Origin of the sequence: Aerococcus viridans (assembly GCF_002083135.2) — a bacterium.
Classification (GTDB): domain Bacteria; phylum Bacillota; class Bacilli; order Lactobacillales; family Aerococcaceae; genus Aerococcus; species Aerococcus viridans_C.
In genome coordinates this window covers 1,695,879-1,720,371 of the sequence record NZ_NBTM02000001.1, presented here as the reverse complement: position 1 = coordinate 1,720,371, position 24,493 = coordinate 1,695,879, and the positions used below count along the sequence as shown (strand labels likewise).

Genomic DNA, 24,493 nt, shown 5'->3' with positions numbered 1-24,493 from the left:
AACCACAAATGAAAGGTCTTAAAAATCTAATAATATTGCGGCCTATCCATGTTTTTTCAGTGAATTGTTGCTATAATGATAACTATGATTACATTAGGGAGGTGTACTTTTGGTGAGTAAACCAGAAGCTCAACTAACCTGGCCAGTTCAATCATTACTGATCTCGATATTATTTATCAGTAACCTATTTCCATTTTATATGACCTTAGTCACTTTCGCTGTCATATTCATATTCTTATTCATGTTAGGCCTACTTGGACCGCGCTACATTAAGCGAGAAGTCCCCACCTCAATATGGATATTTATTGCGTATTCAGCAGTGATTTCATTTATCTTTCAAAACTGGGCAGGATTAGGGATTTCGATTGCCTTTATACCAATCGCCATCTATTTTAACTATTACGAACAAGTCATTCGACCCTATTACGTTGAAGAATTGTTGAACATTGCCTTAATTGGCTCATTTATCATCTTTATATTCGCAACCTTTGAATATTTAAATTGGGTACCAGAATGGGATTACAGTTTTATATCCCCAGAAATTAACCGTATCCATAACGGTCGGGCGGAAGCAACATTTGCCAACCCCAACTACTATGCCATGATGTTAGAATTCTTCTTCTTTATCGGCCTCTACAAAATGATGCGGACGACTAAATACCGGAAGAAATGCGTTTTTCTATTTATATCCTTATGCAACCTATTCGCCATCACCTATACTGGAACCCGTACCTCACTACTCGTGGTGATTGGGACACTCTTCGTATTCTATTTCGTATTGGGTTATAAAAAAATAGCAGTCGGGACATTTATAACTGCTACGATTGGGACACTGATTGCCATCAAATTAGGATTCCTTCCGAGATTTGAGGATTTAGGCTTTGCTTTTGAAGACCGGTTTGTCATCTGGGAAATCGGCTTGAAAGGCTTAAGAGATAACTTCTGGTTTGGACAAGGTCCTTTGACTTATCTCAATGTCTGGCATGACTATGGGGACAAATACACCCAACATGCGCATAATATTGTCTTAGACACGCTTCTTTCTTATGGTGCCATCGGGACAGGTATATTGCTACCTTCACTGATTTCATTAGGTAAGAAAATTCATCAAATGCGGCAATATCCGATTTTACGACGTCGCTTAGCCTTGATTTGTAGTTTTTGCAGTATCGTTATCCTGCACGGCATGTTTGACCTCACCATATTCTGGTTACAAACAGCCTTCCTATTCTTGTTCGTTGTACTGTCTATCCATAACATGTATCACGAAGTTGATACCAACCCAGAATTACAAGGCGAAGATAAAGACTATTCCAGAGACTAATTAACACATTTGAAAAACAATAAACGCTAAAACGGCGGTTGAGATAGCTTAGTCTCAACCGCCGTTTTGCTAACAATTTTTATTTAATTATTTAACATCTCTATCGGCTTGGAAAGTCACCTCTGTAGGTAAGATTAAGTTTAATATAATACCAACGATGGCTGATAAGGAAGTTCCTGAGAAGGTTAAGTAACCAAGGTCTAAGACCGCGCCACCTAATCCAATAACCAACATTGCTGACGCAATAATTAAGTTGCGTACTTGGTTGAAGTCGATTTGCTCTTCAATCATGACTTTCAAACCGTTACTTGCGATAATCCCGTAAAGTAAGATAGACATTCCACCGACTACAGCGTTTGGAATTGTTGAAATCAAGGCAGTAAATTTACCAAAGAAAGCTAAGATAATAGCGATAATAGCGGCGTTTCGGATAACCGATACTGAAGCCACACGTGTTAAACCAATCACCCCAGTGTTTTCACCATATGTTGTATTCGCTGGTCCACCGATGAAGGCTGACACTGCAGTGGCTACCCCGTCACCAATTAAGGTTCTGCTTAGACCTGGTTCTTTCAGGAAGTTTCGGCCAACAACTTTACCTAATACTGTATGGTCACCAATATGTTCTGAAATAGTGACCAAGACAATAGGTACAATCGCCCATGTTTCAGGACCAAAGTATAAATTATATGATTCAAACACAGATGTTTCAAATGGTAGGTATAAAGCAGGTAACTCAAACCATTGCGCTTCTATAACTGGTGTAAAATCTACAATCCCCAATAGGACCGCTACAATATAACCACCGACAATCCCTACTAAGAACGGAATAATTTTGAAAAAGCCTTTCGCTCTAGTTTGAACTAGGGCTGTGATCAAGAAGGTAGCAACAGCTACAACAATGTTACGTACATCCCCCTCTGCTACAAAACCTGCATTGGTTACCGCACTTGATGATAAACCTAAACCAATTACCATGATCATAGGTCCAATAACGATTGGCGGTAATAATTTATCGATCCAGTTAGTACCTGCGAAACGAATCGCAATCGCTACAAGAACGTAGACTATACCAGAAATGAGGACACCAGTTTGGGCTGCTGAAACATCTCCGCCCATTTGTTGAATTGCAATTTGCATCGCCGTAATATAAGCAAATGAAGATCCTAAGTAAACAGGTACTTTCGCTTTAGTTGCAACCTGATAAATTAAAGTCCCAATCCCACTCGCAAAAAGAGCAACAGATACAGGCATCCCTAAAAGAATCGGCACCAATACTGTTGCTCCAAACATTGCAAATACATGTTGAAAACTCAATAATAAACCTTTCGCGAACGACGGTTTTTCCTCTACATCTAATAAAAGTGGTTTCGCTTTAATTGCCATAACTCACATCTCCCTCAAATTTGTTTTACCCTATTTTTTTCCAAAAAAATAAGGCCATTCGCAAATTGACCTAAGAACACAATTGACATTATGTGGTCACACCTTGGGTCCCGCCCTCAATGCTTCACAGGATTTTATGCTTTCATTATTATAATGGTTTGACATTTAAAGTCAAGACACTTGTTAAGATTTTTTAAAGGTGGATGAGAATTCTTGGAAAAATATGAGTTGAAAGTCAATAAAAAGGAGAAAGGCAGTGACTACCTTTCTCCTATGAAAACATATTTTGTTTTAAATTGGTTTTAACAACCTAGCGTCCAAAAAATTACATTTGGCTTGGTGCTTGTACGCCAAGGATAGCTAAACCAGATTCTAACACTTGTGTTAAGGCATATACTAATGCTAAACGGGATTGTAATTGATCATCTTCAGCTAGGATATGTGTATGTGCATAGTATTTGTTGAATTGTTGAGATAAGGCTAATAAGTATTTAGCCACAACAGATGGTTCGTATTTTTCATATGCACTAGCTACAATATCTGGGTAACGGTTCAATTCTTTCAATACTTGGAAAGCTTCATCGCTATCTAGGTTGAAGTTTGTCATTTCGCTGATCTTAGCTGGCTCAAAGTTTCCTTTGCGCAAGATTGAGTGGGCACGAGCATTGGCATATTGTACATATGGGCCAGTCTCCCCTTCAAATTGCACAACTTCTTCTAAGTTGAAGTCGAAGCTATTTAAGCGGTCATTTTTCAAGTCATGGAAAATAACAGCACCAACACCAACTTGGTGGGCAACTTCTTCTTTATTTTCTAAGTCAGGGTTTTTCTCGTTAATTTGTTTGAAGGCCAAGTCAATGGCATCGTTTAATACGTCTTCTAACAATACAACATTCCCTTTACGAGTAGACAATTTCTTACCGTCTTGGGTGATTAAACCAAATGGAATGTGATTAATGTCTGCAGCCCAGTCATAACCCATTAACTCTAACACAGCTTTTAATTGCTTGAAGTGGTTACTTTGTTCGTTACCAACCACGTAAAGTGATTGGTCGAAGTTGTAAGTTCCTTTACGGTATAAAGCTGTTGCTAAATCACGTGTGATGTATAAAGTCGCCCCATCAGATTTTTTAATTAAAGCTGGGTTTAAGTTATAAGCCTCTAAATCAACGATTGTTGCCCCGCGGTCCACTTTTAATAAGCCTTTGTCAGCTAATTCATCGATAACAGCTGGCATTTTATCTGAGTAGAATGCTTCCCCGTTGTAAGAATCAAATTCGATGCCAAGGATATCATAGATGCGTTGGAATTCTTTTAATGACTCGTCTTTGAACCATTTCCATAATTCATAGGCTTCTGGATCGCCATCTTCTAGTTTTTTAAACCATAGGCGCCCTTCATCTTCAAGACTTTCATCATCTTCTGCTTCTTCATGGAATTGTACATAATATTTCAACAATTCTTGAATTGGGTTTTCACGAACAGCTTCTTCAGAACCCCATTTTTTATAACCAACAATCAACTTACCGAATTGTGTTCCCCAGTCACCCAAGTGGTTGATACGTACTGGATTGAACCCAACTTTTGTTGTGATGTTGGCAATGGCATTCCCGATAACAGTTGATCGTAAGTGTCCCATTGACATAGGTTTCGCAATGTTTGGACTAGACATATCGATGGTGATATTTTCACCGTGTCCAATGGCTAATTCACCAAAGCGGTTCCCTGCTTCATAAATCTCAGTTAGGATTGCTTGTGTTACCAATGTTTGATTTAAGAAGAAGTTGATGTATGGGCCAACTGCTTCAACACGGTCTACAATTTCACCCTCAATTTGTGGTGCAATTTCCTGTGCAATGGCTTGAGGCGCTTTACGCAATTCCTTAGCAAAAATAAAACATGGGAAGGCGATATCCCCGTGTCCCTCATGTTTTGGTACTTCTAATAGATTTTGAATTTGTTCCAAAGTCAATTCAGTTTCAATGCTCGATTTAATGACTTGGGCAACTTGATTTTTTAAGTCCATTAAGTGTTCTCCTCTCGAAAAATAAGACAAATCATCAACTTAGTCAGATGCCAACTTGCCTCTTATTTTGATTTATATATTGAAGGCCGATTCATGAATTTATACGTCCCTTGCTAGTCTATTTGATTAATATAAACCACCAATCAAACACATTAAATTCCTACTGGTAAGAACCGGGCACTTTGTAAAAATACTGCTTTACAATTAGTCAATTGTATCACTTTTTCACCAAATATAAAAGACTCTACATGCATAAAGCTTCTTCTTCATCGCTATCATTCTATCATGATTAATGCACCGACTGCAAAAGTTATATTACTAGCCTTCATCAGCTCAAAAATCCAGAAAAAGGACTGCAGCATTTCGCCACAGCCCGCACTCGATTATATAAATGATAATGCATCAAATTATTGGTTTAATTTTTCAACCTCCTGAATAGCATCTTCAACCATTTGACGGTTAATTTCAAATGGTGATGTTTGAATATGGTCTAAGGTAAAGGCCTTATCTAATAGTGTTTTCAAATCTTCGTCACTTTCAATTTCTAAGGCTTTTAATGACGTTGGTAATCCCACTGAAATCATGAAATCACGAATTTTTTTCAATTCGTCATATTTTTTAGCCAATTGTAGGACAATTAATACCCCGTAAGATACGATTTCACCGTGCAAGTGTCTTTCCCCTTGAGGTAAGACAGTTACTCCGTAGTAGAATGAGTGGGCAAAGTGACCATTATAGTCATGATCCACTAATACTGACGTATACGAAGTTGTCCCAAGAATCTCAATTAAATATTATCGATAGCAGGTGATTCCTGGTGGTCTTTGGCAACTTCAAGTGCCGCTAAGCCATTTTTCAAGACACGTTGGTTAGCCCCTTGGACAATATGGACACCAATTGCATTATTGTAGGCTAATTCTCGTCCCTCAGCTGAAAAAGATACTTCCACTTCTTTAGAAATTGCGTCACCGATTCCGGCCCAAATGTCTTGCTCAGGTGCTTCAGCAATAATAGTTGAGTCGGCAAATGAATGGACGGCCGGTGCATGTAACCGGTATGAACCCGCTGATTCATGGTCGTCATTATATAAGACGCAAACGGCTGAAGTTGGCGCACAGTTCGAGGCGATTGTTGGGAAAGTGAAAATTGGTTTTTCAAGTTTAGCTGAAACTGTTTTACCAGTATCAATGGCCCGCCCGCCACCGACCGCAAAAATCATATCTGCTGCTTGAACTTGGTCTAAAGCGACAAGGCGGTCAATGTTTGAATAAGAAGCCTCGCCCCCATACCATTCGATGGTGGTAATGGTTAATCCGGCTGCTTCAATCGCTGGTTTCAATATTGGCAAAGCCTTCTCCAAAGCAGTTTCTCCACCTATGATGGCTGCTTTCTCTCCTGCAAAACCTGCGTATTTTTTAATATCATCATAGGCATCCGGCCCGATCGTAAAACTTGGTAAATTCACTGATATGATCATATTCATTTCCTTATTCCTTAAATCCGCTGCAATTAATATACCATTCAATATTGTAATATTCGAAGAATTGAGCCCTTTTTCAGGGTGTCGATTAGCTATCAATTGTTATCCTTATTCGCTATCATCTTGAAAAAGTAGTCTAAGTTGACCCTACCCCAGTGTTTGTTGGTATAATAAATAGGAAATCAAAGTTTGGAGTGACAGTATGAATAATGAAGTATCCACATATAAACAGGTCATTGGTGTTACCGGAAACCATAACGCCCTTGATCATGACTGGGATGAATTTATGCGTGATTATAGTCCCCACGGTTATAGCAACTCTTTAACCAAAGCTGGGCATATTCCGATTATTATCCCTTTACAAGAAGACTTATCCTTGGCAGAACTGTATGTTGCCAAATTGGACGGTCTTGTATTTACTGGTGGACAAGACGTTTCACCGCTACTTTACGGCCGTGAGCCTTCGCCTAAATTACAAAGTGTCTATCCCCCACGAGATCGTTGGGAACGGGCTCTATTTGAAGCTGCCACCAAAAAGAATATTCCGATATTAGGCATCTGTCGTGGTTTCCAATTGATTAATATCCTACTCAATGGGACAGTTTACCAAGATTTAAGCGAATACCCAATCAGTCAGGCCAATGCCGTTCAACACATTCAGAATTGGAGTCGTATGCACTTCCCGCACCACTCAATCCAATTGGAAAAAGGGTCTATCATCAGCAACCTATTTGATAATCCAAAAACACTGCTTATTAATACCTACCACCACCAAGTGATTGAAGACCTATCACCTCTACTTAAGGCAACAGCCTGGGCCAATGATGGGGTCATTGAATCCTATGAAGTGGACAAGTCCAAATCAACCTATAATATTTTAGGGGTACAGTGGCATCCGGAAATGATGACAGATAACCTTGAAGACAATATGCTACCAATATTTGAGTGGTTCCACAATTTCTAATAATATTAAACGCTTTCTTTTTCTAGTAAGTTCGTTTAGAATGTAATAGATTTATATTCAAACTATAACAGAAATCAGGAGGCGTTTTTTCTTTATGAAGTTTAGAAAACTACTGTGGTTGTTTATCCTACCTTTCCTTGTAGCCTGTGGTTTAACAGCTGGCTCTCGGGAAGCTAGTGAAAGTAGTACAGCAAGCGACAAGGCAACAAGCTCAAGTGAAACTAATGATATAGGAAGTACTAGTGACGAAGTGGTCAACTTAAAAGTAGGTGTAGTGTCCGCCATCACGGAAGACATTTGGCAAAATGTTGCTGACCGTTTAGAAGAAAACGGGACGAATATTAACCTTGAAGTCGTTCTTTTCAGTGATTTTGCCACAGCCAATAAAGCCTTAGTTGAAGGCGATATTGATTTAAATAATTTCCAATATATCCCCTTCATGTATACCTTTAACCAAGAACAAACGCAAGGCCAGGAAATTCGTCCTATTGCTTTTACCTTAGTTTCTCGTTTAGGCCTATTTTCTAGTGATGATGCCATTAATTCGCTTGAAGATATTCCAGACAATGCAGCATTAGGGATGAATGATGATGCTGTCAGCATCGGTTATATCATGAATTTCTTAGATGCTAATGGCGTAATCACCTTAGCTGACGACGCGAGCACTATCCCTACCGAAGATGAAATTGTAGAGAATCCAAAAAATATTCAATTCAACTATATGCCAGCTGCCCAGCTACCACGTGCTTTACCTGATTTAGACTTGGCTGTGTCTGCTGTGTCTTACTTTGTAGACGCTGGTATGACCGTTGATGACGCCATCATTTTAGAAAATCCAGAACAAACACCGCCAGAATACTTCCTATCGATTGCAGTGAGAGAAGATGAGCTAGACGACCCTAACTTACAAACCGTTGTTGATACTTATATGACGCCGGAAACCGATGAATACGCGGCTTCTATTAACCCAATCTACACCCCAGTTTGGCAACTGGGTATAGACGCTAATCAAACCTATGAAGACTATACTGCTAAACTAGAAAATCAATAAAAAAAGTAAATGAATACAACAGCAAGATAAGCTACAAAAAAAGAACTGCCTGCTCTCTCTAATTTAGAGAAAGCGGCAGTTCTTTTATTTAAAATGACTTTTGTTAATTGTTCGCTTTATTTTTACGGAAATATTTATCTAATTCTGTCACCAATAAGACAATAATTCCTGCACCAATGGCAATCAACCAACCGACCAAGGAAATACTTTCAGTTGAGAAAGCCGCTTGCATGAATGGCACAAAGGTCAGTAATAACTGTAAAATGACCATCACGCTGATAATTAGAAAGGCCTTTGGATTGGTAAAAGATGCCTTGGAGAAAGCTGACTCGCTTGTACGAATGTTGAAAAGATAAAATACTTTACTCAAGGCAACCGTATTCACCATAACGGTAGAGGCAACAGTTTCACTAACCCCTTGACCCAGCAACCAGTGAGATGAGAAATTAAAGAAATCACAGTCATCAGAACAGATACATAAGCCATCTGCCAAACGTCATGTCGACTCATCAACTTGTTGCCGGTTTTACGCGGTTTCCGGTTGATAACACCTGGTTCAGCTGGTTCAAAAATGAAGGCAAATTGGATGGTACTGGCAGACACCGAGTTAATCCATAGTAATTGCCTCGCTTGTAGCGGTAATTCCGTTTGCATCATGATTGTAAAGGCAATGATTAACCCTTCAGCAAAAGATGTTGGTAATAGGAAAAGGATACTCTTCTTGATGCTATCGTAGATTCGGTGGCCCTCACGTATAGCTTGAGACATGGTACTAAAATTGTCATCGGTTAAAATCATATCCGCTGATTCCTTGGCCACATCCGTACCAGAAACATCCATAGCTACACCAATATCCGTACGTTTAAGGGCAGGCATAGCATTAAGAAAAAACCACCTAAAGTTAACGGGATTTGCGTCCCTACTTTAGGTGGCTCTTGTGATGTATTTATTTTTTGCAAAATGACGACTGCAGTTTTGCTAACTATTATTTAAGATTAGACATCTAGCATTAAGCAAATAACATCAATCAGCGCGTAAGGCTTCAGCGGCATCTTTCTTCGCTGCCATCCGGGCTGGAATATGCCCACCAATAACTGTTAAAACAGTTGAGATGATCAATAGGACAACTGCATGTACTGGGTCTAAAATGGCTACATTTTTAAGGTCTGTTAAGGATTCAATCAGTATATTGATTGGGAATGTTAATAAGTAAGCAGTCCCAACACCAATTAAACCGGAAAGCACACCTAGGATTAAGGTCTCAGAGTCAAATACACGAGTGATGTCTTTTTTCCGAGCACCTAAGGCTTTAAGGACACCGATTTCTTTAGTACGTTCAAGGACTGACGTATAGGTGATAATCCCAATCATAATCATTGAAGTCACTAATGAGATACCGGCAAAGGCAATTAGAACGTAAGTTGTTGCGTCCATAATACCGCCAGTTAATTCAGTCATGGTACCCGCTAAATCAGTATACAGGATTTTCTCGTCTTCAGATTTACCTTCGTTGTAAGCATCTAAATAGGCAAGAACCTCATCTTTCGTTTCAAAGTTCTTAGGGTAAATCATGATAGATGAGGGGATGGGGTTAGCGCCAAGTGCAGTTAAGACTTGTTCTTTACCAGATTCATCTACACTTTCACCTGTAAGGACTGAATTGTCACTATCATTTTGTGCTTGAACGATAGCTGAATTTTGATTATTTTCAATCACAGTTTCAGTCAAAGCGTTTGAATAGTTAATCCCTTCAGTTAAGATTGCCATAGTGGCGTCTTCTTTTGGCCGAATAACAGCTGATACGCGTAATGTCTGATTGTTCTCGTTATCGTAAACAGCATTTAAATCTTGGTTAGGCACGTATGTACCTGTTGGTAATCCTTGATAGTAAGCATCGTTTGAAGCGACCACTACTTCGGTACCAACGATGTCTTCAAAGGCAATTTCATCGCCGTTTTCATAGTCATACCCTAGATTATTCAAGGCATTTAAGTTGACCTTGTTGTATTCGTCAACTACTAAGACAATATCCGTTTCTTCAGATGGTAAGTCCCCTGCAAGCACGTCGTAGTTTTCCGATAAGAAGTCATTCTCATCGCCAGAAGTAGCCTCTGGGAAGGTGGAAGCTCCAATACCTGATGATGTCGCATAGAAACTTTGGATGTCACTGGTAGCTGAATCTTGAGCGTAATTAGAAAAGGCAACCTGCTCAACTTCCCCATCTACATCGCGTAAAAGGTTCAACTGGGCAGAATAAGTATAGTTTAAAGCCTCAGTCAGGTCTGGGTCGATGTCCTTCACGTACTCAACTAAATCACTGGTAATGTCATTTTCATGTTGACCAGCTGAAGCTGGATCTTCGTTAGCAATGACAGTATTGCCGTTTGGGTATTCCGTTTCTTCTTCAGTTGATAGCGTGAAATTAGAGGCATCTTGGGCAACTTGTGATATGGTTACCGGGAATTGAGCACTCGTTTCGGCCTGGGTTGCATCAATTTGCTTTTGGAAACCGTTTGACAGAGATAGGACAACTGCAATTGAAATAATCCCAATACTTGAAGCGAAGGATGTGATAAATGTCCGCCCTTTTTTGGTCATGATATTTTTGAAGGATAGGTTTAAGGCAGTTAGGTAAGACATACCCGTACGGCGCATATCCAAGACTGCATCCGCGTCCTCGTTGTTGTATGGATTTGAATCGTTAATCACTTCACCATCTTTAAAATTGATGATTCGGTTGGCGTGTTGGTGGGCTAATTCGCTATCATGGGTAACCATAATCACGAGTTTTTCGTTGGCCAATTCTTGGATCAAGGCCATAATTTGTTGACCTGTTTCTGAATCCAAAGCCCCTGTTGGCTCATCACATAAGAGGACATCCGGATCATTAGCTAAGGCACGCGCAATGGCCACACGTTGCATTTGTCCACCCGATAATTGGTTGGGTTGCTTGTGCATATGATCCTTTAGGCCCACACGTATCAAGGCGTTTTTCGCTTTTTCCCGCTTCTCTTCTTTCGCCACACCAGATAAAGTCATCCCTAATTCCACGTTAGATAAGACATCTAAATGGCTGATGATATTATATGACTGGAAGACGAATCCAATTGAATTATTCCTGTATGCATCCCAATCTTGGTCTTCGAAGTTTTTAGTTGACTGGCCGTTAATCACCATGTCACCAGAGTCATACTGGTCTAAACCACCAATCACATTTAAAAGTGTGGTTTTCCCTGATCCAGAAGGACCTAGAATCGCCACAAATTCTTGTTTTCTAAAAGCTAACGACACATCATTTAAGGCATGCGTAATCGTATCGCCAACTTGATAAGTTTTCTTCAGATTTTTTAGTTCAAGCATTTACATAAGACTCCTTTTTTTATTTGCTTTCATAGCATATAGTATATTCATTTTCATGGCTAGCACAAAATAGGACAAAGTGTCTTTTTCTATAAAGATATGATAAAATTGTGATAGTATAAGTATATTTTACCCTAAAGGTTGGCAAAGGACGAACAAATGGCTGTAAGTAATAAATCATTACAAACACGTGAAAACATCAAATCATCCCTTCTAAAATTAATGGAAGACCAGCCCTTCACCACCGTCACTATTCAAGATATCGTAAAAGAAGCTGGCCTAAACCGGTCGTCATTCTACCGGTATTTTGATGATAAATACGCTGTGGTTGAAGAAATCGAAAATGAAATTATCGACAATTTAGAAAATGAGGCCATGGGTCAAGTTGAAGAGTTGTTCGCTCAAACAAGTAAATACGAGGTGCTTTTTCATATTTTGAGCAATTTTTCTAAAGAAACTACCCGGTCAAGTATCCTTTTAGGTGAAAATGGCGACCCCTCTTTCGTTCATAAAATGACCAAGTCTATTAAAGAAAATTTCCCGACCGATGTGAGACAAATGGAAATTCCTAGTAAATATGATGAATTAGCCAATGATTTGAAGGCCTCTGCCGTCATCAATTTCTTGGCTAAATTTGAAGAGTACAATAAGAAATATACCATTGAAGAAATTGCCTACTTCTTTTCATTGATGTAGCAATATAGCAACTATTCCATACTAAAAAACTGGACCTCTTAAAGCCACATGTTTGGCTAAGAGATCCAGTTCTTTTATGTTTATTTAGTTTTCAATCGGTTGATCTTCAGATAAAAAATCAGCCCACTTGATTGCTTTTTGCGACTACTAACCATTTGAGGCTTTCGTCATCTTCATTCAGTAAGTCTGGTTGGTCAGTTAATGATTCATTTTTCGAAACAATATCTGCTGAGATTGGTGCTAGCATGTCTGTGACAGCTTTAGACCCTTCAACTGAGAAAAATGGCTCACCCGCAACTAACTCACGATCATTGAAGAAGGCGAAGTAAGAAACCTCACCAACTGCATCTGAACCGTAAGAAGAAAGGCCGATACGAACTGTGCCGTCAGCTTGCTCTTCAAGGTACAAGCCCTCTTTACTATAAACTTTATGCATGCAATTCACCTCTAAAATTATTCAAAAATTAGGTTAGTTTATCAATCAAATTTTGTGGGATTAAACGATTGACCCAGCGAATGGCTTTCACAACCGGATTCTTGCTTAAGTGCTCATCATCCAAGCCCTCATTGTATTTGATTGACAGTATTAAACCGATACTTAACATACTCGTGATTAAGGCAGTACCACCCGCTGAAATTAGCGGTAATGGAATACCTGTCAGCGGTAAAAGCCCGATAGACATCCCAATATTTTCGACGATATGGAAGGTGAACATCATGACTACCCCTGAAACCATTGACGCATAGAAGGCGTCGTGGGCTCTAAAGGCCACTGAAATCATTTGGAATATTAAGATGAAGTATAATAAGACGACAAAACTTGACCCTAGGAAACCAAAGTTTTCACCGATAGTAGAGAAAATCATATCCGACTCTCGAACTGGGACGTGAACTTGGAATTGACCAAGCCCTTTTCCAAGAAGGCCCCCAGAACCGATGGCCTTCAAACTTTGTGCTAATTGGTAAGACTCATTGGCCGAATTACCGAACGGGTTTAACCATGAATCGATGCGGGCGAATTGATAGTCTTGGAAGCCTAATGCATATAGTAAATCGCGTTGGTAGACCACCAAGATAATCAATATTAAGCCGATAACCGCAAATGATAGGAATGCAGGTAAAATAATATACCAGGTAATTCCTGACACGAATATGACACCGATAAACATCATTAAGAATACCAAGGTTGTCCCCAAGTCATTCTGTGCAATGATTAAAGCAACCGGTGGGATAGTCCATAAAGTAATTTTTAATAAGAATCGCGCATCAAATTTAACTCGTTCCATCATGACCATGTCTTCAATACCAAGACGACGGCCTTCATCATTGTAGCCTTGAACTAAATAAGCCATCATGATGATATAAGCAACCTTCATTAACTCTGAAGGTTGAAGAGATAACGGTCCAATGGTAATCCATGAATGTGCCCCATTGGTCACGGCTAATTCACGGTCATAGAAAATCAATACTAATACGAGTAAAACTAGCCCTAATCCATATGCTACCGGCGCAAAGTGATACAAGGTTTTCCGGTCAAGCTGCATCACTATAGCTGCTGCTACAGCCCCAACCGCAAACCAAGCTATTTGCATAATGGTTTGGGAATAGGACCCTGAATCATATTGTAAATAGGTCGTTGAAAAAATAGTCACGATACTCACCAAAGCTAACAACGTGACGCATATGACGATAGTGATATCGACTCTACTCGTTGGTTTCTTCTTTAATCGCCGATTTGACGAACGTTTTTCCAAAATAATGCGCCCCTTTAATCTCTATTTCCTTGTGGTCGTGCAGGATTATCCGAAATAACGATATCTCCTGGTTGACGCTTTAATGCACCTATTGCGATTGTCTTTTTATCCATAAAAGGGAAACCCGCAGAGGTTGTTGTATGGTAGTTTGGACTTGAATCGATGAATTCTTCCACATTGTTTAAACGGTAGATAATATGGTTAATCATGGCACCTGCAATTAACACGATTGATGTTAACCAAAGGTAGATCATTAATACAATGAATACCCCGATAGTCCCGTTTGAAACTGATGAACCACCAAAATTATTCACATAGAATGAAAATCCACTCGACAGAACAGCTGAAAGCAGTGTCGCTACAACCGCTCCTGGTACCGCGAACTTAAGCGGATACTTGTGATGTGGAATAAATTGGTAAATAAAAGTAAATACCAGAATCAAAACAAGCAATAGAATTGGCCATTTTACACTGGTAAAAATATCAAACAATTGCATTGGCACGTCTATGAATTGGTTTACTGCTTCTAAAAGTGTTTGTCCAAATACGAACAGGACACTTAATGCCACAGCAAATATAACTAAAACGAAGGCAATGGCGAAGGAGAATAAGCGCGAAATAATAAAATTCGGTTTATCTGTAATGCCATAGGTCCTGTTTAAAATATTTTGTACGGTTCCGAAAGCCGTAGATCCAGACCATAGAATCAATATGAAGGAAACAGAAAGCGCACCAGTTGTATCTGATGATAGGTAAGACTCCAATGTAGGCACAATTATAGGCTCCACTTGGTCAGGTAATAACGTTTCAAGTAATCCAACAACTGAATCTGGATCAAACGGTAACATCGGTATAATGTTGGCAATCATCATCAATAGCGGGAACAGAGATAGTAGAAAGTAATAGGACATTTCTGCAGCACTACCAGCAATATTTGCCTGATTAACCGAGGCTAAGGTCATTGGAATAATTCGATCTTTCAATTTGTCTTTCACACTTGCCACCTCAATTCTTTACTCTTAATACTACTTAATTTAGGGCTATTTAACAAGTTTTCTTCCTGATTTAAAGCAAATAAAAACTGGTGGTTGAAATCGAATGCTATATACCCTCTAGCACCAATTAAAAATCACCAGCCTTAAATTTATTTGTATGCACTAAGCGATTCTATTGTCCCGTATTTTGCCAAGTACCACTCACAACATCCATCACCATCAAAGTGCCTGAATAAGCATCATAACGGTAAGTTGCAATCAGATTTGTATGTCCTTGTCCATCAGGAGATTGACGATAAACATCTACTTGTGCTAAATCTTCATTCACCAATGTTGGTAAGAAGAAATATTCGTCAGATTGGTATGCACCTTGCGAATCAGCAGAAATTAAAGGCGCTGCTTCAGCCAACAAGTCACGCGCACGTGTATTGTCGAAAGCGCCTTGGTTACCTTCTGCTTGACTAGAACTTGCGTAAGTCCCTTGATCTTCCACTTCGCTAGATGGTACCACTTCTGAGGATGGTGCAGTTTTTTCAGGTTCTGCTGCAATGATAGAAGATTCAATCTCATCAGTTGTCATGGCTTGTGCAGTTGCAGCTTCACTCGCTACCGATGAATCCGCCACAACTTCTTCCGATGTTTGTGTTGTTTCATCAATTGACGCTCCAGTATCGTCGCTTGAAGATTCTGAATCAGCATCAGCAGATGCTTCACTTGAAGAAGAGCTGTCAGCTTCTACAACATTTAAAGAAGCACTCTCAGACGATGTTGAAGAAGAAGCACTTTCTTCACTTGATGACGTTTCATCTGAATACATACCCAAAGCAGAATCAACATTTTCACAAGCCGCCAATGATAAAGTTAATAAAGAAATACCTAATAATGAATATACTTTTTTCATGGTCCTACCTCCCATTTATCTTATAACTATTTTATCATAACAAATCAAATTGCAAGCCTTAAATGTCGTATCTTTACAAAAGGTTAACTATTTCATGAATAGAAGATTACGCTCTAGTAAAATTTGGCCCACTTTCACACTTTCATTATAGCAAACCACCCGGCATAACCATATTGATGTGACTATGAAAATGAACAAAACAATACAATCTGTAAGAAATGCACGTTGATTCGAATCAATTCCTTACAAATTATTCTATTTTTGAATTTAAATATGGGATTCATCTCTGTATATTTTAAGATCATTTAGAGAGAATATATTTTCATGTTTTATTTTCTAATAAAAAAGATTGTTTCTAATTAGGCAAGTCTTCCATTTTTTGTAAAATACAGTGCATCGAATCATACACCACTCTTTACTTGTCTTTTTCTTTGTATGGGCTGTGGGTATGATATCCGCTTTTTGTAAGGTGTGCGCTTCTGTACTTTTATTTCTTAAACATCACATAAGTAGTCATGCCCACGAGGGTCACGAATCAAAAAAAGATTATCGTTTTAATTAGCTATCAAATTTTTTATCAATTCCATTCGACAGAAATTATTCTTCGGTCTAATCTAGAGGCAGAACGCTTGTTAGAAGAATGAACTTTAATTGAATGAATTTTCTACATACCTATTATCAGTTGACTAATAAATAATTGAGAATTTGATTGCTACGAACTTGATAGTAATGTGTTATTGATATCATAATGAGATTATTTACCATTATGGACACTGTGATTAGCGGAAATAATAAGAGTATCAAAGAGAAAAAAGGCAAAAGTACTAACAAGGTCAAATATCAAAAAATAGAGGAAGCCATTTTCCAAGCTATATTAAATATTTATGCTCATGTAACTAAAAATGAACATAAATACACCTTTAAAAAAATTTAATTCATGCATTTTTAGCCCCACTAGTTGGTAAAAAAAGTTTTCAACAAAAAACGGTTCTATAATAAATAGTGTTGGTGAGATTCAATTGAGTCTCATCGGCACTATTTTTGTGTACGCAAAAAAAGGACATGATATCCTTATTTCAAGTAAACCTCGACGAATACTGAAAGAAGGAAAATTCATGTCCCATATAACTATTATAAAACAACTTTGCGGAATTCTCGACAATAATATTCAAATTGGTGTACCAGAGGGAATGACTCTGCTCCCAACTGAAAAGTATCAAGATGTGAATTATATAGTCGTTGAAGGCTTCTTAACCTACAAGCCTAAGGCTTGTATCCAATGTGGTGTAAAGAATACAGGAAGCCATGATCTGATTAAACATGGGTTTAAGCCTACAATTATAAGATTACCTAATTCAGTTTCAAATCCGATATTGCTAAAACTAAAGAAGCAACGATTTTATTGTAAACATTGCGCGCAAACCTTTATTGCTGAAACACCGTTAGTACAGAAATACTGCTGTATCTCAAACTCAATAAAAAGTCAGATAAGTTCAGAATTAGTTGAAACACAATCCATGCGATTAATCGCTAAACGATATCACGTGTCGTCTCCAACAGTCGCTAGGATTCTACTGAAAGCTGGTAAAGGACTATCACCAAAAGGAAACTATCTGCCTAGTAACCTTGGTATAGATGAGTTTAAATCTACTAATCGAGTAGCCAATGCGATGAGTGCTGTCCTTGTGGACACCCATAATAGAAGGTTGATTGATATTATTGTTGATCGGAAACAAGCTTCTCTAATCGATTACTTTGCTTCCTTTACTTGGGCTGCTAGAAGTAGTGTGAAAACTGTTTCTATCGATTTGTATACACCCTATCTTGAAGTAATACGTACTAGTTTTCCTAATGCTAAGATTGTAATTGATCGATTCCATATCGTGAAGTTACTAAATGAGACAATTAATTCTGTTCGTATTAAAGCTATGAATATCGTGAAAGATAGCCGACCATCTGACTACAGAAAACTTAAAAAACAATGGAAGTTGTTGCTAAAAAATGCTGAAGACTTAAATTTCACTGATACATATTATGTTCGCCAATTTGGTGAAGAAATTTCGGAACAGCGCATTGTTGATTTCTTATTGAATATTTCGCCGGATTTATTAGTAACATATACTCTAATGAATGAGCTTAAGTACGCAATTTCTACGCATAACATTGAGCTATTTGATGAAATATTGAAGAGCACAAGGAAAATAACCTTGCCTCGACGTGCGAGAAGAACTATCAGAACTTTACAGAAGTTTTTACCATATATCCATAATTCATTAACTTATACCGTCTCAAACGGACCTACCGAAGGTATTAATAATAAGATTAAATTAATTAAGCGTACTGGTTTCGGACATGCTAATTTCTTTAATTTACGCGCTAGAATACTAGTCCAATTCAAACTAAAATACAAACATTCAAACCCAGCGCCATCCACTTATGAAGCAATGGCAAGCTAAGGCCTGCCAAACTATTACTATTTTCGTAGACCTTGTTGCTACAACATAATAATCTTCTTGCCTAAGGGCAAAAAAAAGCCATACACATAATCGTGTATAGCTTTTCTCTTTGAAGCTCATTTACATATTAATAAATACTAAATAACGTATTCGCGATATTTGAAATTATTTACCAACACTATTTGTAAAAGAACCCAAAAAACCGCTATACACCAACACTTAAATGTTGATATATAGCGGTTTTCACTTAATGTTAAGAGTGGGATTCGAACCCACGACCTACGGTTTAGAAGACCGTTGCTCTATCCAGCTGAGCTATCCTAACAAAAGCCGTCATGTTTAGATGACAACTATTAAATTTTATACCAAGATAGCAATATCTGTCAAGTGCATTTTACTCAGACTTAGGCAATTGTAAATATTTGGGTTTAAATAAATGCAATTCATATTGCTGAGACACTTCGTCAAATTCCATCTTTTCAAAATAAATATGGTCTTGCAGTCCCATCCAATTACCGATTTGACTCGGTGAAACAGCAATTTCAACTTCATCATATTGGTCTTTCAATTCATTGACGATGGCTGCTAACAGTTCTTCAATGCTTTCTTCAGACTTGGCACTAATCTGCACGTTTGGCTGATTAAAGGCCAAGATTGCTTGGTTGGTATTTGCTACTTTATCCATCTTGTTATAAACGAATAGATGTGGGATATCCAGCATATCTAATTGCTTCAAGGTATCTAGGACGACCGCTTCATGTTCGCTTGCATACGGCGATGACGCATCAATCACAATCAACATCAAATCTACCTGACGACTTTCTTCCAAGGTTGAATGGAATGAATCGATAATTTGTGGGGGTAAATCTTGTATGAATCCTACCGTATCCGTAATGGACATTTGGAAATGATTGTTGAGTGAAAATACCCGTGTTAAGGGAGTTAAGGTGGCGAATAATTGGTTTTCTTCCAAGGTATCCGCGTGGGTCAAGGCGTTTGTAATTGTTGACTTGCCGGCATTGGTATAGCCAATTAAGCCCAATTGGAATATAGCACCCTTTTCCCGGTTCTCACGAGTCCGACTACGGTGCTTCTCTACTTCTTTCAACTCACCCTTGATGCGTTGAATCTCGTTACGAAGCACCCGACGATCTTGCTCAATTTTCGTTTCACCAGGACCTCTCGTCCCAATCCCCCCACCAAGCCTAGATAGGGCATTGTAATTCCCTGCTAAACGCGGTAATAGGTATTCGTTCTGTGCTAAGGCAACTTGCAATTTACCTTCTTTTGATGTTGCCCGCATAGCGAAAATATCCAAAATTAATTGAATCCGGTCAATCACTGGGAAATCTACTGCCTGTTGTAGGTTGTTATTTTGTGACGGCGTTAATTGCTGGTAGAAAATGATTAAATCAGCTTCATTTGCATCTGCATGCATGGCCAATTCTTCCACTTTCCCCTTTCCAATTAGGGTTCTTGTGTCAAATCTTTCCCGTTTTTGTGAAACGAGCCCAACCACTTCTCCCCCTGCCGTATTCACTAACTCCTCTAACTCTTCAATTTGCATATCAAATTGGCGGTCACTAATGTCAGGTGTCTGAACTGCTGCTAATAAAACTTGTTGCATACTTCCTCCTTCTGGACCGAAAATCTGAATAAATACAAATTAAGGCAAACTAGTCACATTTAAAAAATCTTCTACTAGCTTTAATACCTGCTGCAAATTCTCAGGATGCGTCACTAAATCTAGCCAATGCGCATCTGTTAATCGATTTTTGATCCATGTTATTTGTCGTTTGGCATACCTTCTTGAATTTTGCTTTAAATCTTCAAGCGCTAATTCAAGTGGCATTTCACCTCGAATATAAGGGAATAATTCCTTATAGCCGATAGCTTTCATTGATTGTTGATTCTCATCTAAGTTTTGCGCCAACAACCATTTCGTTTCTTCAATAAGCCCTTGGTTAATCATATCATCGACCCGCATATTGATTCTTTCGTATAAGACTTGTCGGTCCGCATTTAAAGCGATAACCAGCAAGTCATAAGGCGACACATGATTCTCATGCGTTTCCGATTGGTCTGAAAATAGCCTGTCCGAAAAAGTCCCAACTTCTAATGCCCGAATGACTCTACGTAAATTATTGGGATGAATTTGGTCTGCAGCTTTAGGGTCTAAATTAACCAATTTCTGGTAGACTGCTTCATTCCCTTCCATTTGCGCTAAGGTTTCCATTTGCGCACGGAATTCAGGATGTTCCAAATCTTTACCACCCAAGGATAAGTCATATATAAAGGATTCTAGGTATAAGCCAGTTCCCCCCACTAATATAGGGACTTTTCCTTTTGCCAAAATAGCCTCCATAGCCGACTTAGCATCCTCTTTAAAGCGGGAAGCTGAGTATTCCTCGTCCACTTTAACATAGGAAACTAAATGATGGACAGCTTGCGCTTGCTCACTTTCAGTCGGTGTTGCTGTCCCGATATCTAGATTTTGGTAGATTTGCATGGAATCACCGTTAATAATTTCGCCATTAAAATTTTTGGCTAATTTTAAAGATAAACTGGTCTTCCCTACACCCGTAGGCCCAGCAATCACTATCATTTTAGGCTTCATCCACCCACTCCTCCTAGTATTAGCGAAGGTTCGCTTTAAATTGTCGGTCCTCTTCAATTTGTTCAGCCGCTGCTTCCTTGGCAACTGCCGTAATATTAGAACCCGTTAGCATTCTTGCGACTTCGTCTATCCGTTCTTCATTTGTTAGTAATCGTACATTTGTATATGTACGGTTGCTGTTTTCCTCTTTAGAGATTAACAATTGGTGGTCAGCCATCGATGCCACTTGAGGTAAATGCGTAATACATAATACCTGAGCCTTAAGAGCAATTTCAAACATCTTGGTTGCAATAGCCTGAGCCACACGCCCAGATACCCCCGTATCCACCTCATCAAAGATAATTGCAGTTACCCCTGATGCATTTTGGAAAATAGTTTTCATTGCTAACATCAACCTAGATAACTCCCCGCCCGATGCGACCTTAACAAGCGGCTTAAATGGCTCACCAAGGTTAGTGGCAATCATAAAAGCGACATCGTCAATCCCATAGGGTCCTAATTCATCCAGGGCAAACATATCCACGCGGAATTTGGCTTTCTCCATATAAAGCGCCCGCATCTGCCCTTCAATGGCCGTCACTAAACCTGATATTGCAGATTTTCTACTCTTAGATAAATCTTCTGCTAAGGCTAATGCATTTGCTTGCGCTTTTTTTACTGCATCCTTTAATTTTTGTTGATTCGACTCACGGTTTTCAATCTGCTTCAACTCTTCTTTCGCCTTGTCCAGATAGATTAGAACGGCTTCAGTATCGTCCCCATATTTACGAGACAGATTTTTATATACCGCTAATCGTTCAATGATATCATCTAAACGATTAGGATCATAGTGCAGTTGATCTACTTGGTCTGAAATACTTGAGGCTAAATCCTGTAAGGCATAATAAGTCCCCGTTGTTTGTTCATAAAAATCACTATAAGTCGTGTCAAAATCACGTATGGTTTCAAGTTCACCAATGACTTGACCAACTAGATCGATAATATTCAAATCAGCATTAGACAGCAAATTATTGCTTGCACCTAAAGCATCAGCAATTTTTTGAAAATTTTGCAATTGGTCACGCTCACTAATTAAAGCTTGGTCTTCGCCCACTTGTAAATTCGCCGATTCAATTTCATTGATTTGGAATTTTAGTAAATCAACGCGTTGGGCAGCTTCTTGCTCGTTTAGGTTTTGACTATCTAATTGCTTTTTCGCAGTTTTATATGCTGCATAAGCTTCTTGGTAGCTAGCTAGTTTAGGCGCAATTTCATGCTTATCAAAATGATCTAGCAAATGAATATGATTGCTTGTGTTCATTAAGGACTGGTGCTCATTTTGCCCATGGATATCTACAATGTGTGTACCTAAAGCTTTGAGCATGCTAACAGTCATGGATACGCCATTAACTTTGATTGTATTTTTACCATTGGTATCTAACTGACGGACAATCATCAATTGGGCATCATCGAAAGGAATATTATTATCCGCCAATATATTGCGGCCTTCTTCAGATAAATCAGGCATGTAAAAGATTCCTCGTAGGTCAAATTTCTCGCTACCATAGCGAATGAAATCTATAGATCCACGACCACCGACTAACAAACCAACAGCATCAATAATAATGGACTTCCCGGCACCTGTTTCACCAGTTAGGACAGTCATGCCTGTATCAAAATCAATTGTTAAATCTTCTATAATTGCAAAATTTTTAATTGTAAGATGCTGAAGCATTTACATCTCTCCCCTTATCTAACTCTATAGATACCCTCGTTAATGAAACACTGAATGGGCCTCTTCGATGACCGCATCAATATTTATTGCGGGATCAATTTGGCCAGGCTCACCTTCTGTATTCGTTAGTAGCATTAAAAATTCAATATTCCCAGTACCACCAGTAATTGGTGAATAAGTTAAACCTGAAACATCGTAACCAAATCCAATTGCTGTTTGCATGGTATGTTCAATCACATCTCTATGGACTTTTTTATCCCGAACGATCCCTTTTTTACCAACTTTATCTTTACCAGCTTCAAATTGTGGTTTTACTAATGCAGCCACTTGCCCATTGAATTTAAGAATCGGGCGTAAAGGTGGTAAAATCAAATCTAAAGAGATGAAGGATACATCAATCGTTGCGATATCTGGTTGTCCGGCTACAAAGTCTTCAGGCTTCGAATAACGGAAATTCGTTTGTTCCATCACCACAACTCTGTCATCAGAACGTAATTTCCAGTCTAGTTGATTGGTTCCAACGTCCAGGGCGTAAGACATACTGGCCCCATTTTGTAAGGCAACATCTGTAAATCCACCAGTTGATGAGCCAATATCTAGCACTTTCTTCTCGGTAAAGTCGATGTCAAAAGACTCCATGGCTTTAATTAATTTAAAGCCTCCACGAGATACATATGGCACATCTTCCCCTTTTAAAGTCAATTGCGTCGTTACCGGTAACTTTTCACCCGGTTTATCCACCCGTAAGGCTTTTTCAGTATAAATTTGTCCCGCCATAATAAATCGTTTGGCCTTTTCACGCGAATCCGCTAATCCTTGGCGAACGACTAAAATATCCGCTCTTTCTTTCTCCATTAATTCACCCCTTTTTGCTGTTAAATTTTTAAGTATTTCAAGAAGCCAGCTAATAATTCTACGTCAAATGCTGGTTCAATTTCTTGAATTTGGTCTAATATACTTTTACATGATTCTATTTTATCAGATAAAGCTGTCAAGGCACCATTAGTACCCATTATTGATGGGTACGTATTTTTATCTAGTTCTGCATCAGAATGGTTTAATTTACCTCGCGCGTCATCCGTCCACATCACTTCTTGTAAGTCATTTTGGATTTGGTAAGCAATCCCATATGTCCAAGCAAAGTCATCTAATAAAGCAGCAACTTCACTAGAAGCCTCAGCGATTTGTCCCCCTGCAAATAAAGCATAGCGGATCAATTCACCAGTTTTGCGCTTATGGATATTTTGCATTGATTGCAAATTAACTTGTTTGCCTTCTGAATTAACGTCCATGATTTGCCCGGCAATCATACCGGTGGAACCGGCTGCTTTTGATAATTCAGCAATCAAATTCACTTTCGTTTGTGGATTTTCGATTTTTGAGTCATTTGCGACTAAAGCAAATGCATCGGTTAGCAGTGAGTCGCCAGCAAGAATAGCTGTCGCTTCATCAAAGGCTTTATGGTTAGTCGGTTTACCCCGGCGGTAATCGTCATTGTCCATCGCTGGTAGGTCATCGTGAATTAAAGAATACGTATGGATATACTCTAAGGCAATAGCTGTATTTAACCCTGTTTGAATGTCAGCGTCCAGCGCTTTTAAAGTAGCCAACAATAACATCGGTCGAATTCGTTTACCGCCTGTATTTAATGAATAAACCATTGATTCTTTCAATTGACCAGGTTGGGCGTGACCAAATTGATCAATAGACTTCAAAATAGCTTCGTCTAAGACTGGTAATTGGTTTTCCATAAAAATAGCTGCATCCAT

Annotated in this window: 19 protein-coding genes, 1 tRNA gene and 1 pseudogene; 5 read left to right on the top strand and 16 right to left on the bottom strand. The window is 38.8% G+C overall.

Going from position 1 to position 24,493, the window contains the following annotated elements:
- Positions 1 to 112: 112 nt before the first annotated feature.
- Positions 113 to 1,324 (top strand): O-antigen ligase family protein, encoded by a 1,212-nt coding sequence (locus tag A6J77_RS08030; protein WP_227645161.1) that lies wholly within the window; start codon positions 113 to 115, stop codon positions 1,322 to 1,324.
- 87 nt (positions 1,325 to 1,411) lie between these two features.
- On the opposite strand, the gene A6J77_RS08025 is transcribed toward A6J77_RS08030, so the two are convergent.
- The 4 genes from A6J77_RS08025 to A6J77_RS08010 all read right to left on the bottom strand — a co-directional run bounded on the left by A6J77_RS08025 (position 1,412) and on the right by A6J77_RS08010 (position 6,219).
- Positions 1,412 to 2,710, bottom strand: a complete 1,299-nt coding sequence (locus A6J77_RS08025) for a uracil-xanthine permease family protein (RefSeq protein WP_083069758.1) — start codon at positions 2,708 to 2,710, stop codon at positions 1,412 to 1,414.
- Between the two features lie 325 nt (positions 2,711 to 3,035).
- Positions 3,036 to 4,736, bottom strand: a complete 1,701-nt coding sequence (gene argS / locus A6J77_RS08020; protein WP_083069756.1) for an arginine--tRNA ligase — start codon at positions 4,734 to 4,736, stop codon at positions 3,036 to 3,038.
- 407 nt (positions 4,737 to 5,143) lie between these two features.
- A complete protein-coding gene (locus A6J77_RS08015; RefSeq protein WP_193756656.1) occupies positions 5,144 to 5,485 on the bottom strand; it encodes an iron-containing alcohol dehydrogenase in 342 nt (113 codons plus the stop codon).
- A gap of 38 nt (positions 5,486 to 5,523) precedes the next feature.
- The gene (locus A6J77_RS08010) at positions 5,524 to 6,219 is read right to left on the bottom strand and encodes an iron-containing alcohol dehydrogenase (RefSeq protein WP_083069753.1); all 696 of its coding nucleotides are present in this window, start codon (positions 6,217 to 6,219) and stop codon (positions 5,524 to 5,526) included.
- Between the two features lie 199 nt (positions 6,220 to 6,418).
- On the opposite strand from A6J77_RS08010, the gene A6J77_RS08005 reads away from it, so the two are divergent.
- Complete coding sequence (locus A6J77_RS08005; protein WP_083069751.1) at positions 6,419 to 7,180, top strand: gamma-glutamyl-gamma-aminobutyrate hydrolase family protein; 762 nt, start codon at positions 6,419 to 6,421, stop codon at positions 7,178 to 7,180.
- Positions 7,181 to 7,274: 94 nt separating this feature from the next.
- Positions 7,275 to 8,231, top strand: a complete 957-nt coding sequence (locus A6J77_RS08000) for a MetQ/NlpA family ABC transporter substrate-binding protein (RefSeq protein ID WP_083069749.1) — start codon at positions 7,275 to 7,277, stop codon at positions 8,229 to 8,231.
- A gap of 103 nt (positions 8,232 to 8,334) precedes the next feature.
- On the opposite strand, the pseudogene A6J77_RS07995 reads toward A6J77_RS08000, so the two are convergent.
- Positions 8,335 to 9,116 (bottom strand): annotated as a pseudogene (locus A6J77_RS07995) (cation transporting ATPase C-terminal domain-containing protein); the annotation flags it as partial.
- 138 nt (positions 9,117 to 9,254) lie between these two features.
- Positions 9,255 to 11,591: an ATP-binding cassette domain-containing protein gene (locus A6J77_RS07990; RefSeq protein WP_083069747.1), complete on the bottom strand. Its 2,337-nt coding sequence runs from the start codon at positions 11,589 to 11,591 to the stop codon at positions 9,255 to 9,257.
- Positions 11,592 to 11,750: 159 nt separating this feature from the next.
- On the opposite strand from A6J77_RS07990, the gene A6J77_RS07985 reads away from it, so the two are divergent.
- Positions 11,751 to 12,287 (top strand): TetR/AcrR family transcriptional regulator, encoded by a 537-nt coding sequence (locus tag A6J77_RS07985; protein ID WP_083069745.1) that lies wholly within the window; start codon positions 11,751 to 11,753, stop codon positions 12,285 to 12,287.
- Positions 12,288 to 12,405: 118 nt separating this feature from the next.
- On the opposite strand, the gene A6J77_RS07980 is transcribed toward A6J77_RS07985, so the two are convergent.
- From A6J77_RS07980 to A6J77_RS07965, 4 genes are all read right to left on the bottom strand, one after another.
- Entirely contained in the window at positions 12,406 to 12,723 is a 318-nt protein-coding gene (locus A6J77_RS07980) for a glycine cleavage system protein H (RefSeq protein ID WP_227645160.1), read from the bottom strand.
- Positions 12,724 to 12,751: 28 nt separating this feature from the next.
- The gene (locus A6J77_RS07975) at positions 12,752 to 14,041 is read right to left on the bottom strand and encodes an FtsW/RodA/SpoVE family cell cycle protein (RefSeq protein WP_227645159.1); all 1,290 of its coding nucleotides are present in this window, start codon (positions 14,039 to 14,041) and stop codon (positions 12,752 to 12,754) included.
- A 14-nt stretch (positions 14,042 to 14,055) separates the two neighbouring features.
- Positions 14,056 to 15,036 (bottom strand): YihY/virulence factor BrkB family protein, encoded by a 981-nt coding sequence (locus A6J77_RS07970; RefSeq protein ID WP_227645158.1) that lies wholly within the window; start codon positions 15,034 to 15,036, stop codon positions 14,056 to 14,058.
- Between the two features lie 172 nt (positions 15,037 to 15,208).
- On the bottom strand, positions 15,209 to 15,937 hold the full coding sequence (locus tag A6J77_RS07965; RefSeq protein ID WP_083069741.1) for a hypothetical protein: 729 nt from the start codon (positions 15,935 to 15,937) through the stop codon (positions 15,209 to 15,211).
- A gap of 1,115 nt (positions 15,938 to 17,052) precedes the next feature.
- Between A6J77_RS07965 and A6J77_RS07960 the strand changes: the two genes are divergently transcribed.
- Positions 17,053 to 18,393, top strand: coding sequence for an ISL3 family transposase (locus tag A6J77_RS07960; RefSeq protein ID WP_083069740.1), 1,341 nt, complete (start codon positions 17,053 to 17,055; stop codon positions 18,391 to 18,393).
- A 251-nt stretch (positions 18,394 to 18,644) separates the two neighbouring features.
- Here the strand turns inward: A6J77_RS07960 and A6J77_RS07955 are convergent.
- The 6 genes from A6J77_RS07955 to A6J77_RS07930 all read right to left on the bottom strand — a co-directional run bounded on the left by A6J77_RS07955 (position 18,645) and on the right by A6J77_RS07930 (position 24,493).
- Positions 18,645 to 18,718 (bottom strand) — tRNA-Arg (locus tag A6J77_RS07955).
- A gap of 69 nt (positions 18,719 to 18,787) precedes the next feature.
- The gene (gene hflX / locus A6J77_RS07950) at positions 18,788 to 20,020 is read right to left on the bottom strand and encodes a GTPase HflX (RefSeq protein ID WP_083069738.1); all 1,233 of its coding nucleotides are present in this window, start codon (positions 20,018 to 20,020) and stop codon (positions 18,788 to 18,790) included.
- A 39-nt stretch (positions 20,021 to 20,059) separates the two neighbouring features.
- Positions 20,060 to 21,010 carry a tRNA (adenosine(37)-N6)-dimethylallyltransferase MiaA gene (gene miaA / locus A6J77_RS07945; protein WP_083069736.1) on the bottom strand — a complete coding sequence of 317 codons (951 nt, stop codon included), beginning with the start codon at positions 21,008 to 21,010 and terminating at the stop codon, positions 20,060 to 20,062.
- A gap of 19 nt (positions 21,011 to 21,029) precedes the next feature.
- Positions 21,030 to 22,724 (bottom strand): DNA repair protein RecN, encoded by a 1,695-nt coding sequence (recN, locus tag A6J77_RS07940; RefSeq protein WP_083069734.1) that lies wholly within the window; start codon positions 22,722 to 22,724, stop codon positions 21,030 to 21,032.
- A 39-nt stretch (positions 22,725 to 22,763) separates the two neighbouring features.
- A complete protein-coding gene (locus A6J77_RS07935) occupies positions 22,764 to 23,579 on the bottom strand; it encodes a TlyA family RNA methyltransferase (RefSeq protein WP_083069732.1) in 816 nt (271 codons plus the stop codon).
- A 20-nt stretch (positions 23,580 to 23,599) separates the two neighbouring features.
- Positions 23,600 to 24,493, bottom strand: a complete 894-nt coding sequence (locus tag A6J77_RS07930; RefSeq protein WP_083069730.1) for a polyprenyl synthetase family protein — start codon at positions 24,491 to 24,493, stop codon at positions 23,600 to 23,602.

Bases quoted from the DNA above. Each gene is read 5' to 3' on its own strand.
- A6J77_RS08025 (WP_083069758.1), bottom strand. From the start codon at position 2,710: ATGGCAATTAAAGCGAAACCACTTTTATTAGATGTAGAGGAAAAACCG.
- argS (WP_083069756.1), bottom strand. From the start codon at position 4,736: ATGGACTTAAAAAATCAAGTTGCCCAAGTCATTAAATCGAGCATTGAA.
- A6J77_RS08010 (WP_083069753.1), bottom strand. From the start codon at position 6,219: ATGAATATGATCATATCAGTGAATTTACCAAGTTTTACGATCGGGCCG.
- A6J77_RS08005 (WP_083069751.1), top strand. From the start codon at position 6,419: ATGAATAATGAAGTATCCACATATAAACAGGTCATTGGTGTTACCGGA.
- A6J77_RS08000 (WP_083069749.1), top strand. From the start codon at position 7,275: ATGAAGTTTAGAAAACTACTGTGGTTGTTTATCCTACCTTTCCTTGTA.
- A6J77_RS07990 (WP_083069747.1), bottom strand. From the start codon at position 11,591: ATGCTTGAACTAAAAAATCTGAAGAAAACTTATCAAGTTGGCGATACG.
- A6J77_RS07985 (WP_083069745.1), top strand. From the start codon at position 11,751: ATGGCTGTAAGTAATAAATCATTACAAACACGTGAAAACATCAAATCA.
- A6J77_RS07980 (WP_227645160.1), bottom strand. From the start codon at position 12,723: ATGCATAAAGTTTATAGTAAAGAGGGCTTGTACCTTGAAGAGCAAGCT.
- A6J77_RS07965 (WP_083069741.1), bottom strand. From the start codon at position 15,937: ATGAAAAAAGTATATTCATTATTAGGTATTTCTTTATTAACTTTATCA.
- A6J77_RS07960 (WP_083069740.1), top strand. From the start codon at position 17,053: ATGTCCCATATAACTATTATAAAACAACTTTGCGGAATTCTCGACAAT.
- hflX (WP_083069738.1), bottom strand. From the start codon at position 20,020: ATGCAACAAGTTTTATTAGCAGCAGTTCAGACACCTGACATTAGTGAC.
- miaA (WP_083069736.1), bottom strand. From the start codon at position 21,010: ATGAAGCCTAAAATGATAGTGATTGCTGGGCCTACGGGTGTAGGGAAG.
- recN (WP_083069734.1), bottom strand. From the start codon at position 22,724: ATGCTTCAGCATCTTACAATTAAAAATTTTGCAATTATAGAAGATTTA.
- A6J77_RS07935 (WP_083069732.1), bottom strand. From the start codon at position 23,579: ATGGAGAAAGAAAGAGCGGATATTTTAGTCGTTCGCCAAGGATTAGCG.
- A6J77_RS07930 (WP_083069730.1), bottom strand. From the start codon at position 24,493: ATGGATGCAGCTATTTTTATGGAAAACCAATTACCAGTCTTAGACGAA.